10 protein-coding genes, 2 rRNA genes and 1 other annotated feature (2 of these 13 running past the window's edge) are annotated in these 14470 nt (G+C 39.9%); all 12 genes read left to right on the forward strand.

Features of this window, described 5'->3' with window-relative positions:
* Positions 1–2531: ribosomal RNA gene (locus MKX37_RS00500) — 23S ribosomal RNA — on the forward strand (it extends 390 nt beyond the left edge of the window).
* A 49-nt stretch (positions 2532–2580) separates the two neighbouring features.
* A 5S ribosomal RNA gene (rrf, locus tag MKX37_RS00505) occupies positions 2581–2696 on the forward strand.
* 213 nt (positions 2697–2909) lie between these two features.
* Complete coding sequence (ctsR, locus tag MKX37_RS00510) at positions 2910–3371, forward strand: transcriptional regulator CtsR (protein ID WP_002029353.1); 462 nt, start codon at positions 2910–2912, stop codon at positions 3369–3371.
* 169 nt (positions 3372–3540) lie between these two features.
* Complete coding sequence (locus MKX37_RS00515; RefSeq protein WP_078422332.1) at positions 3541–4089, forward strand: UvrB/UvrC motif-containing protein; 549 nt, start codon at positions 3541–3543, stop codon at positions 4087–4089.
* Between the two features lie 4 nt (positions 4090–4093).
* Positions 4094–5158 (forward strand): protein arginine kinase, encoded by a 1065-nt coding sequence (locus tag MKX37_RS00520; protein WP_078422333.1) that lies wholly within the window; start codon positions 4094–4096, stop codon positions 5156–5158.
* A 22-nt stretch (positions 5159–5180) separates the two neighbouring features.
* Positions 5181–7616 (forward strand): ATP-dependent protease ATP-binding subunit ClpC, encoded by a 2436-nt coding sequence (gene clpC / locus MKX37_RS00525; RefSeq protein ID WP_002063405.1) that lies wholly within the window; start codon positions 5181–5183, stop codon positions 7614–7616.
* A gap of 94 nt (positions 7617–7710) precedes the next feature.
* Positions 7711–9087, forward strand: coding sequence for a DNA repair protein RadA (gene radA, locus MKX37_RS00530; protein ID WP_002169331.1), 1377 nt, complete (start codon positions 7711–7713; stop codon positions 9085–9087).
* 3 nt (positions 9088–9090) lie between these two features.
* Complete coding sequence (gene disA, locus MKX37_RS00535) at positions 9091–10164, forward strand: DNA integrity scanning diadenylate cyclase DisA (protein WP_000392162.1); 1074 nt, start codon at positions 9091–9093, stop codon at positions 10162–10164.
* A gap of 160 nt (positions 10165–10324) precedes the next feature.
* Positions 10325–11428: a PIN/TRAM domain-containing protein gene (locus tag MKX37_RS00540; protein ID WP_002063406.1), complete on the forward strand. Its 1104-nt coding sequence runs from the start codon at positions 10325–10327 to the stop codon at positions 11426–11428.
* A gap of 16 nt (positions 11429–11444) precedes the next feature.
* Positions 11445–12125, forward strand: coding sequence for a 2-C-methyl-D-erythritol 4-phosphate cytidylyltransferase (ispD, locus tag MKX37_RS00545; RefSeq protein WP_002009811.1), 681 nt, complete (start codon positions 11445–11447; stop codon positions 12123–12125).
* A gap of 113 nt (positions 12126–12238) precedes the next feature.
* The gene (gene ispF, locus MKX37_RS00550) at positions 12239–12715 is read left to right on the forward strand and encodes a 2-C-methyl-D-erythritol 2,4-cyclodiphosphate synthase (protein ID WP_000488386.1); all 477 of its coding nucleotides are present in this window, start codon (positions 12239–12241) and stop codon (positions 12713–12715) included.
* Positions 12716–12804: 89 nt separating this feature from the next.
* Positions 12805–14262: a glutamate--tRNA ligase gene (gltX, locus tag MKX37_RS00555; RefSeq protein WP_002091496.1), complete on the forward strand. Its 1458-nt coding sequence runs from the start codon at positions 12805–12807 to the stop codon at positions 14260–14262.
* A 47-nt stretch (positions 14263–14309) separates the two neighbouring features.
* Positions 14310–14470, forward strand: a binding site (T-box leader) (it continues 85 nt past the right edge of the window).

The raw sequence follows: 14470 nt of genomic DNA on the forward strand, positions 1-14470 counted from the left end.
ACTTCGTTCTCTCTTGAATGTATCCTGAGTACGGCGGAACACGTGAAATTCCGTCGGAATCTGGGAGGACCATCTCCCAAGGCTAAATACTCCCTAGTGATCGATAGTGAACCAGTACCGTGAGGGAAAGGTGAAAAGCACCCCGGAAGGGGAGTGAAAGAGATCCTGAAACCGTGTGCCTACAAATAGTCAGAGCCCGTTAATGGGTGATGGCGTGCCTTTTGTAGAATGAACCGGCGAGTTACGATCCCGTGCGAGGTTAAGCTGAAGAGGCGGAGCCGCAGCGAAAGCGAGTCTGAATAGGGCGTTTAGTACGTGGTCGTAGACCCGAAACCAGGTGATCTACCCATGTCCAGGGTGAAGTTCAGGTAACACTGAATGGAGGCCCGAACCCACGCACGTTGAAAAGTGCGGGGATGAGGTGTGGGTAGCGGAGAAATTCCAATCGAACCTGGAGATAGCTGGTTCTCCCCGAAATAGCTTTAGGGCTAGCCTTAAGTGTAAGAGTCTTGGAGGTAGAGCACTGATTGAACTAGGGGTCCTCATCGGATTACCGAATTCAGTCAAACTCCGAATGCCAATGACTTATCCTTAGGAGTCAGACTGCGAGTGATAAGATCCGTAGTCAAGAGGGAAACAGCCCAGATCGCCAGCTAAGGTCCCAAAGTGTGTATTAAGTGGAAAAGGATGTGGAGTTGCTTAGACAACTAGGATGTTGGCTCAGAAGCAGCCACCATTTAAAGAGTGCGTAATAGCTCACTAGTCGAGTGACTCTGCGCCGAAAATGTACCGGGGCTAAATACACCACCGAAGCTGCGAATTGATACCAATGGTATCAGTGGTAGGGGAGCGTTCTAAGTGCAGTGAAGTCAGACCGGAAGGACTGGTGGAGCGCTTAGAAGTGAGAATGCCGGTATGAGTAGCGAAAGACGGGTGAGAATCCCGTCCACCGAATGCCTAAGGTTTCCTGAGGAAGGCTCGTCCGCTCAGGGTTAGTCAGGACCTAAGCCGAGGCCGACAGGCGTAGGCGATGGACAACAGGTTGATATTCCTGTACCACCTCTTTATCGTTTGAGCAATGGAGGGACGCAGAAGGATAGAAGAAGCGTGCGATTGGTTGTGCACGTCCAAGCAGTTAGGCTGATAAGTAGGCAAATCCGCTTATCGTGAAGGCTGAGCTGTGATGGGGAAGCTCCTTATGGAGCGAAGTCTTTGATTCCCCGCTGCCAAGAAAAGCTTCTAGCGAGATAAAAGGTGCCTGTACCGCAAACCGACACAGGTAGGCGAGGAGAGAATCCTAAGGTGTGCGAGAGAACTCTGGTTAAGGAACTCGGCAAAATGACCCCGTAACTTCGGGAGAAGGGGTGCTTTCTTAACGGAAAGCCGCAGTGAATAGGCCCAAGCGACTGTTTAGCAAAAACACAGGTCTCTGCGAAGCCGTAAGGCGAAGTATAGGGGCTGACACCTGCCCGGTGCTGGAAGGTTAAGGAGAGGGGTTAGCGTAAGCGAAGCTCTGAACTGAAGCCCCAGTAAACGGCGGCCGTAACTATAACGGTCCTAAGGTAGCGAAATTCCTTGTCGGGTAAGTTCCGACCCGCACGAAAGGTGTAACGATTTGGGCACTGTCTCAACCAGAGACTCGGTGAAATTATAGTACCTGTGAAGATGCAGGTTACCCGCGACAGGACGGAAAGACCCCGTGGAGCTTTACTGTAGCCTGATATTGAATTTTGGTACAGTTTGTACAGGATAGGCGGGAGCCATTGAAACCGGAGCGCTAGCTTCGGTGGAGGCGCTGGTGGGATACCGCCCTGACTGTATTGAAATTCTAACCTACGGGTCTTATCGACCCGGGAGACAGTGTCAGGTGGGCAGTTTGACTGGGGCGGTCGCCTCCTAAAGTGTAACGGAGGCGCCCAAAGGTTCCCTCAGAATGGTTGGAAATCATTCGTAGAGTGCAAAGGCATAAGGGAGCTTGACTGCGAGACCTACAAGTCGAGCAGGGACGAAAGTCGGGCTTAGTGATCCGGTGGTTCCGCATGGAAGGGCCATCGCTCAACGGATAAAAGCTACCCCGGGGATAACAGGCTTATCTCCCCCAAGAGTCCACATCGACGGGGAGGTTTGGCACCTCGATGTCGGCTCATCGCATCCTGGGGCTGTAGTCGGTCCCAAGGGTTGGGCTGTTCGCCCATTAAAGCGGTACGCGAGCTGGGTTCAGAACGTCGTGAGACAGTTCGGTCCCTATCCGTCGTGGGCGCAGGAAATTTGAGAGGAGCTGTCCTTAGTACGAGAGGACCGGGATGGACGCACCGCTGGTGTACCAGTTGTTCTGCCAAGGGCATAGCTGGGTAGCTATGTGCGGAAGGGATAAGTGCTGAAAGCATCTAAGCATGAAGCCCCCTCAAGATGAGATTTCCCATAGCGTAAGCTAGTAAGATCCCTGAAAGATGATCAGGTTGATAGGTTCGAGGTGGAAGCATGGTGACATGTGGAGCTGACGAATACTAATAGATCGAGGACTTAACCATATAATATGAAGCAAATGTTATCTAGTTTTGAAGGAATATACCTTCATAGTTTGGTGATGATGGCAGAGAGGTCACACCCGTTCCCATACCGAACACGGAAGTTAAGCTCTCTAGCGCCGATGGTAGTTGGGACCTTGTCCCTGTGAGAGTAGGACGTCGCCAAGCAAGATAAAAACACAAGTCTTTTGACTTGTGTTTTTTTGTGTTTCTTTTTACAATTCATAGTAATTTAAAAAATCTTTACTTAAAGAATCGTCCTTTTGATTAAAGACAGGGAAATGTGGCTAGGATAGTGAATAAGCAAAAGAGTTGCAAATTTTTTTAATACGTATATAATTAAAGTCAAAGATAGTCAAAGTCAATAAAGGTGGCGGATAAATGAGAAATATATCTGATATCATTGAGAAATATCTAAAGCAAGTTATTGACTTAAGCAATAATAATGCGATTGAAATCAAGAGGAATGAGGTCGCTGATCGATTCGATTGTGTGCCGTCTCAAATCAACTATGTAATCAATACCCGTTTTACGTTAGAAAGAGGATTTGTAGTAGAAAGTAAACGAGGTGGAGGAGGTTACATTCGCATTATAAAAGTCAAACTGCATGATGATATAGACATTATTGATCAAATGCTTCATATGATTGATCATAGCGTTGCACAAGGAAATGCTGAAAGTATGATTATACGTTTAATAGAAGAAGGAATTATAACAAATCGTGAAGCTAAACTTATGTTAAGCGTACTAGATCGTTCTGTATTATTAATGGATGTTCCTTCTCGAGATGAACTTAGGGCTCGAATATTATGCGCAATGTTAAGAACACTGAAATATAAATAAATATAACTTTTGTTAAGAATGATAGCTAAGATAATGCAGTTTAATATTGTAGGGATTTTGAAAGATGACATGTGCTTTTACTAAATGGATTAAGGAAAGAGAACAATCTAGTAATGTATGAAAAGTATCATGAGATAGATCGTTCCTGTTGTAAAGGTGGGGGATAGCGATGACTTGTCAAAACTGTAATATAAGACCAGCAACTTTACATTATACAAAAGTAATCAACGGAAAAAAGGCGGAAGTTCATCTTTGCGAGCAATGTGCAGAACAAAGTGGCTATACGTCTTTCTTTCAATCACCGCAGTCTAATTTTTCATTCCATGACCTATTAGCCGGATTATTGCATAGTGAACCAGTAATGCTTGAAGAAGGGCAAGATGCATTTTCAAATACAAATATATCAAGATGTCCGAATTGTAAGATGACATATGAACAATTTACAAAAGTGGGACGCTTTGGATGTGCTTCTTGTTACGATACATTTAAGGGGCATTTAAAACCATTGTTAAAACGTCTTCACGGTGGGCATACGGATCATTGTGGAAAAATTCCTGAACGTATAGAAGGAAATATCTACTTAAAGAAAGAATTAGATGAACTAAAACTCAATCTGAAACAATATGTACAGAAAGAGGAATTTGAGAAAGCGGCTGAAGTACGAGATAAAATTCGAGGTCTTGTAAATCAGCTTAGTGAGCATAGAGAGGGGGAATAGTTCTATGTCACTGGACAGAATCATGAATGAAGCGATTAGTCCATGGATGAAGGGAGATGGCCCTGATTCTGATATTGTTTTAAGTAGTCGAATTCGTTTGGCTCGTAATTTTAAAAAATATCAATTCTCTACTATGCAAAACGAGGAAGAAGCTAAGCAGATTCATGAGTTATTTAAGAAGAAGTTTATAAAAAAACCTGTAGAACCTTTTGGGGAGTTTGAACTATTAAAAATGAATGAATTAAATCCTCTTCAAAGGAGAGTTTTAGTTGAGAAGCATTTAATTAGTCCAAATCTTGCAGGAACAGAATACGGAGCATGCCTACTATCAGAAAGTGAACATATAAGTATCATGCTTAATGAAGAGGATCATGTTAGGATTCAGTGCCTATTTTCAGGTTTACAGTTATCAGAGGCGCTTCAAAGTGCCAATCAAATAGATAATTGGATCGAGGAGCAGGTTGAATATGCTTTTGATGAATCGCTTGGATATATTACGAGTTGTCCCACTAACGTCGGTACAGGATTAAGGGCTTCGGTAATGATTCATTTGCCGGGACTGGTTTTAACGAAAAGAATTTACCGTATTATACAAGTAATTCAAAAATTAGGGTTAGTAGTAAGAGGAATATACGGTGAAGGTAGCGAAGCGTTAGGTAATATATTTCAAGTGTCAAATCAAATGACACTAGGGAAATCAGAAGAAGATATTATTGCAGATTTAAAGAGTGTCATTCAACAAATCATCCATCAAGAAAAAACGGCTAGAGAATTAATTGTACAAAATTCAAGCATTGAGCTTGAAGATAAGGTATATCGTTCTTACGGAATACTAGCTAACAGTCGTTTAATTCAATCTGCAGAAGCAGCCACTTGCTTATCAGATGTACGGCTTGGTATTGACTTAGGATATATACAAGGTATATCGAGAAATATTTTAACTGAGTTAATGGTTCTTACTCAGCCAGGCATTTTGCAACAATATGCAGGAGGACCTTTAGGACCAGAAGAAAGAGATTATCGAAGAGCAACCTTAATCCGTGAGCGATTACGAATTGAACAAAATTAAGCGCAAGTAGGAGGCGATTTCTATGATGTTTGGAAGATTTACAGAACGAGCACAGAAAGTATTAGCTTTATCTCAAGAGGAAGCAATTCGCATTGGGCATAATAATATTGGAACAGAACATATTTTACTTGGGCTTGTACGCGAAGGTGAAGGAATTGCAGCAAAAGCGTTAATTGCTCTTGGATTAAGTCCAGAGAAAGTTCAAAAAGAGGTAGAAGCATTAATTGGACGTGGAACGGAAGCTTCTCAAACAGTACATTACACACCTCGTGCTAAAAAAGTTATTGAGTTGTCTATGGACGAGGCTCGTAAGCTAGGCCATTCCTACGTTGGAACAGAACATATTTTACTTGGTTTAATCCGTGAAGGTGAAGGTGTAGCAGCACGCGTTTTAAATAATTTAGGTGTAAGCCTAAATAAAGCAAGACAACAAGTGTTACAACTCCTTGGAAGTAATGAAGCTAGTTCAGGTCACCAGGGTGGTTCATCAACAAATGCGAATACACCTACACTTGACAGTCTAGCACGTGATTTAACAGTTGTTGCACGTGAAAATCGTTTAGATCCTGTTATTGGACGTAGTAAAGAAATTCAACGTGTAATTGAAGTGTTAAGCCGTAGAACAAAAAACAATCCAGTATTAATTGGAGAACCTGGTGTAGGTAAGACAGCAATTGCGGAAGGATTAGCACAGCAAATTGTAAATAATGAAGTTCCTGAAACTTTAAGAGATAAGCGTGTTATGACATTAGATATGGGTACAGTTGTTGCTGGAACAAAATATCGTGGTGAATTTGAGGATCGTTTAAAGAAAGTGATGGATGAGATTCGCCAAGCTGGTAACATCATTCTATTTATTGATGAGCTTCATACGTTAATTGGTGCAGGAGGGGCGGAAGGTGCAATTGATGCATCGAATATTTTAAAACCATCTTTAGCACGTGGTGAATTACAATGTATTGGTGCAACAACTTTAGACGAATATCGTAAATATATTGAAAAGGATGCGGCATTAGAAAGACGTTTCCAACCAATTCATGTTGATGAACCAAACTTAGAAGAATCAGTTCAAATTTTAAAAGGTTTACGTGATCGTTATGAGGCGCATCACCGCGTATCTATTACAGATGATGCAATCGATGCGGCTGTAAAACTTTCAGATCGTTACATTACAGACCGTTTTTTACCTGATAAAGCAATCGATTTAATTGATGAGGCTGCATCAAAAGTGCGCTTACGTTCTTATACAACACCGCCAAACTTAAAAGAGCTTGAAGTGAAGCTTGAGGAAATTAGAAAAGAAAAAGATGCAGCTGTACAAAGCCAAGAATTTGAAAAAGCTGCTTCCTTACGTGATATGGAACAACGTTTACGTGAAAAGTTAGAAGATACAAAGCGTCAGTGGAAAGAGAAACAAGGACAAGAAAACTCAGAAGTAACAGTAGAAGATATTGCAAATGTCGTTTCCACATGGACACGTATTCCAGTTTCTAAACTTGCACAAACAGAGACAGATAAATTATTAAACTTGGAATCAATTTTACATGATCGTTTAATTGGGCAGGATGAAGCAGTTGTAGCTGTGGCAAAAGCTGTTCGTCGTGCGAGAGCGGGATTAAAAGATCCGAAACGTCCAATTGGCTCATTTATTTTCCTAGGACCTACTGGTGTAGGTAAAACAGAACTAGCAAGGGCATTAGCAGAATCTATGTTCGGTGATGAGGATGCAATGATCCGCATCGATATGTCTGAGTACATGGAAAAGCATTCTACTTCTCGTTTAGTTGGATCTCCTCCAGGATATGTTGGATATGAAGAAGGTGGACAATTAACAGAGAAAGTTCGTCGTAAGCCATATTCAGTTGTCTTATTAGATGAAGTAGAGAAAGCTCATCCTGATGTGTTTAATATTTTACTACAAGTATTAGAAGATGGCCGTTTAACAGATTCTAAAGGACGTACAGTTGATTTCCGTAATACAATTGTTATTATGACGTCTAATGTTGGTGCAGACGCATTAAAACGTAATAAACATCTTGGATTTAACGTACAAGATGAGAGCCGCGATTATTCAGATATGAAAGGTAAAGTAATGGATGAATTGAAAAAAGCATTTCGTCCAGAATTCTTAAACCGTATTGATGAAATTATCGTGTTCCATATGCTTGAGAAAAAACATATTCAAGAAATTGTAACTCTTATGGTGAATCAGTTAGTGAATCGCTTAAAAGAACAAGAGATTGAATTGCACTTAACAGAAGGAGCAATTTCAGCAATTGCTGATAAAGGATTTGATCGAGAGTACGGTGCTCGTCCGCTTCGTAGAGCAATTCAAAAACATGTAGAAGATAGACTATCAGAAGAACTGTTAAAAGGTGCTATTGAGAAAGGACAAAAAGTTATCTTTGATATAGAAGGAGAATCATTTGTCATTCATAGTGCGGAAAAGGTAAAATAAGTATAGACAAACAAAGAGGGCTACGCGATAGCCCTCTTTCTTGTACGAGAAGGATAAACGTTTGTAGATGAAAGTGAAGTGAACTATAAAAGATATGGCTAAAAAGAAAACAAAATTTACATGTCAAGAATGTGGTTATCAGTCGCCAAAATATATGGGGAAATGTCCTGGATGTGGTCAATGGAATACGCTTGTTGAAGAGATGGAACCAGTTGTATCATCAAGACGCCTTAATTATGCCAATGCAATTCAATCAGAAGTAACAAAACCAAGACGCTTAACAGAGGTAGAAACAAAGTCTGAGGCGCGTATTGAAACGAAATTTCAAGAGTTTAACCGTGTACTTGGTGGCGGGATTGTAGATGGATCTTTAGTACTTATTGGTGGAGACCCTGGGATTGGGAAATCAACATTGTTATTACAAATTTCATCGCAATTAGCAGATTCTTTATATGATGTACTATACATATCAGGTGAGGAGTCAGCAAAGCAGATCAAACTTCGTGCAGATCGTTTGCATGTAAAGGGTAGTAATCTATTTGTTGTAGCAGAGACTGATTTACAGAGAATTGCAGCGCACATTGAGGAGATGAATCCAGCTTTTGTTGTTATTGACTCCATCCAGACGATACATTTACCTGAAGTGACGTCAGCCCCAGGGAGTGTAACGCAAGTACGTGAATGTACAGCGGAATTAATGAAACTTGCAAAGACGAAAGGGATTCCTATTTTTATCGTCGGACATGTGACAAAAGAAGGGGCAATTGCAGGACCACGTATGCTAGAACATATGGTTGATGCAGTTCTTTACTTTGAAGGAGATCGTCACCATACATATCGTATTTTGCGAGCTGTGAAGAACCGTTTTGGTTCCACAAATGAAATGGGTATCTTTGAAATGAAGGAACTAGGTCTTGCAGAAGTACTAAATCCTTCTGAAATTTTCCTTGAGGAACGTCCAGTTGGAGTTGCAGGATCCACAGTGGTTGCTTCAATGGAAGGAACAAGGCCGGTTTTAGTAGAAATACAAGCATTAATCTCCCCTACTAGTTTTGGAAATCCTCGAAGAATGGCGACGGGAATTGATCATAACCGCGTTTCACTTATTATGGCAGTGCTAGAAAAAAGAACAGGTTTATTGTTGCAAAATCAAGACGCATATTTAAAAGTTGCGGGTGGCTTGAAATTAGATGAACCAGCAATCGATTTAGCTGTCGCCTTAAGTATTGCTTCAAGTTTCAGAGATAAAGCTACTGCACCAGCCGATGCGGTAATAGGAGAAGTAGGCCTAACTGGAGAAATAAGAAGAGTATCAAGAATTGAACAACGTGTACAAGAAGCAGCGAAATTAGGATTTCAACGTGCTATTATTCCTAGAAAAAATTTGGGAGGATGGACAATTCCAGATGGGATTGAGGTAGTAGGTGTTTCTAATTTAGGAGAAGCGCTTCGTTTGACATTAGGAGGCTAGGCTATGGAGGAAAACAAGCAACGTGTCAAAAGTATGATTAATATTCTACAGCTTGTTGCCCCAGGAACACCACTACGCGAAGGGATAGATAACGTACTTCGTGCGCAAACTGGAGGGCTAATTGTTCTTGGGTATAATGAGCAGATTAAAAGTATTGTTGATGGAGGATTTCACATTAATTGTGCATTCTCGCCGGCTAGTTTATATGAATTAGCAAAAATGGATGGGGCACTTATTTTAAATGAAACTGGGAGCAAAATTTTAATTGCAAATGCACAATTAGTTCCAGATCCATCCATTGATTCTATTGAAACAGGTATGCGTCACCGAACGGCAGAGCGTGTAGCAAAGCAGACGGCTAGCCTTGTTGTGGCTATTTCACAAAGACGTAACGTAATTACACTATATCAAGGGAACTTACGTTATACACTAAAAGATATAGGTGTAATTTTAACAAAGGCAAACCAAGCTATTCAAACGTTAGAAAAATATAAAGCTGTATGGAATGATGGGATTACGAATTTGGGCATTCTAGAATTTGAAGAGGTCGTTACAATGTCCGAGGTAGTTCACGTTTTACATAGTGTTGAAATGGTACTGCGTATTAAAAATGAAATAGTGAGCTACATTCATGAGTTAGGAACGGAAGGAAGATTAATTCGTTTACAACTTACAGAATTACTAGCCGACTTAGAAGCAGAGGCAGCGTTATTAATTAAGGATTATTATCAAGAAAAAACGCAGGATCACCATCAAATTTTGAAAAAGTTACAAGATCTTGCAAATACACAGCTTTTAGAGGATAGCGATTTAGTTAAATTGCTCGGCTATCCAGGGCAAATGAGCTTAGAAGAAAGCGTGACACCGAGGGGATACCGAATCGCAAGCAAAATTTCTCGTGTTCCACCACTTATCATTGAAAATTTAATTAATCGATTTAAAACATTGCAAGGTGTTTGTCGTGCAACTATTAATGAATTGGATGATGTGGAAGGAATTGGGGAAGTTAGGGCGAAGAAAATACGAGAGGGCCTAAAAAGAATTCAAGAGCATCTCTATATGAGTAGACACAATTAAGAATATTACATTGATTCCATAATATAACGACACTAGAACATTTTTGTTATATGATATGGTATATTGGTAAATAAAACTATTTACAAAAAAACACGTCCGCTTTTGCATTCGGCGTTTTGATTAGCAAAACAATGGTTAATAATGAGTAGGAGGTGGTTGGATGTTAAAAAGGATCGTACAGCTCTTCTTTTTAGTGATCGGGGGAGCGTTAGGGATTTTTCTAATCCCAAAAGTTATTAATGTATTGGACGTTGGTGCTGTTCCTTTGCTTGAGGGATCGTACGTTCGTGCAATTATTGGTGCAATTATTTTATTTTTAACAACATTTTGGCTTGTGGATTATATTGTTCAACTTATTAAACATATCGAAGAAGCCCTTGTAAAGGCACCGGTAGCGGATGTTTTATTTGGTACATTAGGGTTGATCTCTGGTCTTATTGTTGCATATTTAATTTTGATACCAATTCGTGAATTTACGATTCCAGTCATTAGTACAGTATTACAAGTGTTCTTTACTCTTTTACTTGGTTATTTAGGATTCCAAGTAGGATTTAAAAAGAGAAATGAATTGCTAGGATTATTTACATTACCCCAGCGTGGAGGTAAGAAGAAAAACAATAGCGAGAACGAAGAGGTAGAGGTAGAAAAATCTACAACTCATTGGAAAATTCTCGATACAAGCGTAATTATTGATGGACGTATTGCGGATATTTGCCAAACGAAGTTTTTAGAAGGAACAATTGTGATTCCACAATTCGTATTAGAAGAGCTTCAGCATATTGCCGATTCTTCTGATGCTTTAAAGCGTAATCGTGGTCGCAGAGGATTAGACATTTTAAATCGTATTCAAAAAGAGCTACCAATTCCGGTGGAAATTTATGAAGGCGATTTTGAGGATATCCAAGAGGTGGATAGCAAGCTTGTAAAGTTAGCTAAAATCACTGGTGGAACTGTTGTAACAAATGATTTCAACTTAAACAAAGTTTCTGAATTACAAGGAGTAACAGTATTAAACATTAACGATTTAGCAAATGCAATTAAACCAGTCGTACTCCCTGGCGAAGAATTAAGTGTTTATGTTGTGAAAGATGGTAAAGAACAAAATCAAGGTGTGGCATATTTAGATGATGGCACGATGATTGTAGTAGAAGACGGTAGAGAATATGTCGGTTCGCAACTTAATGTACTAGTTACAAGTGTGTTGCAAACATCGGCAGGTCGTATGATTTTCGCAAAACGTAAATTATTAGAAAAAGCATTATAAGTAGAGGATTATTAATATGTATACGTTAATTATTCCAGCAGCGGGTCAAGGGAAACGGATGGGTGCTGGCAAAAACAAGTTGTTCTTACTTATAAATGGAGTACCTATCATTGTGCATACATTACGTGCTTTTGAAAAAGATAAAGCATGTAAACGTATTATCATGGCAATTAACGAAGAGGAACGCCCTTATTTTGAGGAGTTAATGCAGAAGTACCCGGTTGAAAAGCAGGTGCAATTTATTCAAGGCGGGGCCGAAAGACAAGATAGTGTGTATAATGCGCTTCAGTATGTGAGTGGTGTTGAATATGTTCTCGTACACGATGGTGCGCGCCCGTTCGTAACGAATAAGATGATGCAAGATGTATTAACTGCAGCAGAGAAATATGGTGCTTCCATTTGTGCGGTGCCAGTGAAGGATACCATTAAGAAAGTAGAACAGGGTGTTGTTGTTGAAACGGTAGAACGTTCTCAGCTTAAAGCGGTTCAAACACCGCAAGGATTTTCTGTTCCTCTTTTATTAGAAGCTCATAGAAGTGCAAAGCAAAGTTGTTTTCTTGGTACAGATGACGCGAGTCTCGTAGAACGTGTAGGGAAGAAAGTAGGCGTAGTAGAGGGGAGTTACTATAATATTAAAGTGACGACTCCAGAGGATTTACTAATTGCTGAAAGTTTCCTTCATGTTCAGAAAAAATAGAAGTGATGGTATTATAGTAAAGAAAAGCTCGGCAGTTGCCGGGCTTTTCTTTATAGAGATAGCAATATAATATAGAATTCATAAAGTAGTTTAGATTGAGGAGGATGTAAAGAATGTTTCGAATTGGACAAGGTTTTGATGTACATGAATTTGCGGAAGGTAGACCGTTAATTATCGGTGGAATTACAATTCCTCATGAAAAAGGATTAATCGGTCACTCGGATGCAGATGTATTGTTACATACGATTGCTGACGCATGTCTAGGAGCAATTGCAGCAGGAGATATTGGAAAACATTTTCCCGATACAGATCCTGCCTTTAAAGATGCGGATTCAGCTGTATTGTTACAAAAGGTTTGGGAATTTGTGCGTGAACAAGGTTATGAGCTAGGGAACCTAGATTGTACAATTATTGCCCAAAAGCCAAAAATGGCACCGCATATTGAAAGCATGCGTAAACGCATTAGTGAACTATTAGAAACGTCTATTGATAATATTAATGTAAAGGCAACAACAACAGAAAAATTAGGATTTACAGGTAGAGAAGAAGGGATTGCTTCTCAAGCGGTTGTTTTATTACAGAAAAAATAGTGGTTTTTAATTCGTAAGATGGATAATCACGTTTTTTTGGTGTACAATTATAGAATGTGTTGACATTAAGATTGGAAGGTGTACCAACTATGGAAAAGCAAGTGAGAGTGCGCTATGCGCCAAGTCCAACAGGACACTTACATATCGGAAATGCGCGTACGGCATTATTTAATTATTTATTTGCTCGTCATCAAGATGGTAAGTTTATTATTCGTATTGAAGATACTGATGTGAAACGTAATGTTGCTGGTGGAGAAGAAAGCCAATTAAAATACTTGAAATGGCTCGGTATGGACTGGGATGAAGGTGTTGATGTTGGTGGTGAATTTGGACCATATCGTCAAACAGAGCGTTTAGATATTTATAAAAAATTATATAAAGATTTATTAGAGCGTGATTTAGCTTACAAATGTTATATGACAGAAGAAGAGCTAGAAGCAGAGCGTGAAGGTCAAATCGCTCGTGGTGAAACACCGCGTTATGCAGGAAACCACCGTGATTTAACTGAGGAGCAAATTAAAGGATTTGAGGCTGAAGGCCGTATTCCAAGTATTCGCTTCCGTGTGCCGGCTGATAGCGACTACACGTTTAAAGATCTCGTAAAAGATGAAGTTGCATTCCATTCAAATGATTTTGGTGATTTCGTTATCGTGAAAAAAGATGGAATTCCAACTTATAACTTTGCGGTAGCGGTAGATGATCACTTAATGGAGATTACACACGTACTTCGTGGTGATGATCATATTTCAAACACGCCAAAACAAATGATGATTTATGAAGCTTTCGGTTGGGATATCCCGAAGTTCGGTCATATGACTTTAATTGTAAACGAAAGCCGTAAAAAGCTAAGTAAGCGTGACGAATCTATTATTCAATTTATTGAGCAATATAAAGAGCTTGGATATCTTCCAGAAGCAATCTTTAACTTTATTGCATTACTAGGTTGGTCACCAGTAGGTGAAGAAGAAGTCTTCTCTCAAGATGAGTTTATCAAAATGTTTGATGCAGCTCGTTTATCAAAATCACCTGCATTATTTGATTCCCAAAAACTAAAATGGATGAACAACCAATATATGAAAAAACAAGATTTAGATACGGTTGTTGAACTAAGCTTACCGCATTTAGTGAAGGCGGGTCGCGTAGGTGAAAACTTAAGCGAACAAGAACAAGCGTGGGTTCGTGATGTAATTGCTTTATATCATGACCAAATGAGCTTTGGAGCTGAAATTGTAGAGCTTTCTGAAATGTTCTTTAAAGATCATGTTGATCATGAAGAAGAGGGACAAGAAGTATTGAAAGGTGAACAAGTACCTGAAGTACTTCGTGCATTTGCCGATCAATTAGAAGCTTTAGAAGCAATGGAGCCAGCGGCAGTTAAGGCGGCTATTAAAGCAGTTCAAAAAGAAACAGGACATAAAGGTAAAAACCTATTTATGCCAATCCGTGTTGCTACTACTGGACAAACACATGGTCCAGAGCTTCCTAACGCTATTGCTCTTCTTGGAAAAGAAAAAGTTTTAAATCGTATTCAAAAAGTAATTGGTTAACATTTTCTAGGTTTAGCAATATAATAAGTATATCTAAAATCTAATAAGGAAAAGCGACGAGAAGGAGAAGTAGAAAATCAGGCTTTTTACAGAGAGAACCACCCTTAGGCTGGAAGTGGTTTATAAGCGGATTTTTGAAATGCCCCTTCGAGTCTTCTGTTGAACAGCGAAGTATTTCGCGGAACGTCTTAGGGCGCAAAGTAAACAG

The organism is Bacillus sp. FSL R5-0709, from assembly GCF_038004785.1.
GTDB classification, from domain to species: Bacteria; Bacillota; Bacilli; order Bacillales; family Bacillaceae_G; genus Bacillus_A; species Bacillus_A mycoides.

Bases quoted from the DNA above. Each gene is read 5' to 3' on its own strand.
- MKX37_RS00520 (WP_078422333.1), top strand. From the start codon at position 4,094: ATGTCACTGGACAGAATCATGAATGAAGCGATTAGTCCATGGATGAAG.
- MKX37_RS00515 (WP_078422332.1), top strand. From the start codon at position 3,541: ATGACTTGTCAAAACTGTAATATAAGACCAGCAACTTTACATTATACA.
- clpC (WP_002063405.1), top strand. From the start codon at position 5,181: ATGATGTTTGGAAGATTTACAGAACGAGCACAGAAAGTATTAGCTTTA.
- radA (WP_002169331.1), top strand. From the start codon at position 7,711: ATGGCTAAAAAGAAAACAAAATTTACATGTCAAGAATGTGGTTATCAG.
- ispF (WP_000488386.1), top strand. From the start codon at position 12,239: ATGTTTCGAATTGGACAAGGTTTTGATGTACATGAATTTGCGGAAGGT.
- disA (WP_000392162.1), top strand. From the start codon at position 9,091: ATGGAGGAAAACAAGCAACGTGTCAAAAGTATGATTAATATTCTACAG.
- ctsR (WP_002029353.1), top strand. From the start codon at position 2,910: ATGAGAAATATATCTGATATCATTGAGAAATATCTAAAGCAAGTTATT.
- MKX37_RS00540 (WP_002063406.1), top strand. From the start codon at position 10,325: ATGTTAAAAAGGATCGTACAGCTCTTCTTTTTAGTGATCGGGGGAGCG.
- ispD (WP_002009811.1), top strand. From the start codon at position 11,445: ATGTATACGTTAATTATTCCAGCAGCGGGTCAAGGGAAACGGATGGGT.
- gltX (WP_002091496.1), top strand. From the start codon at position 12,805: ATGGAAAAGCAAGTGAGAGTGCGCTATGCGCCAAGTCCAACAGGACAC.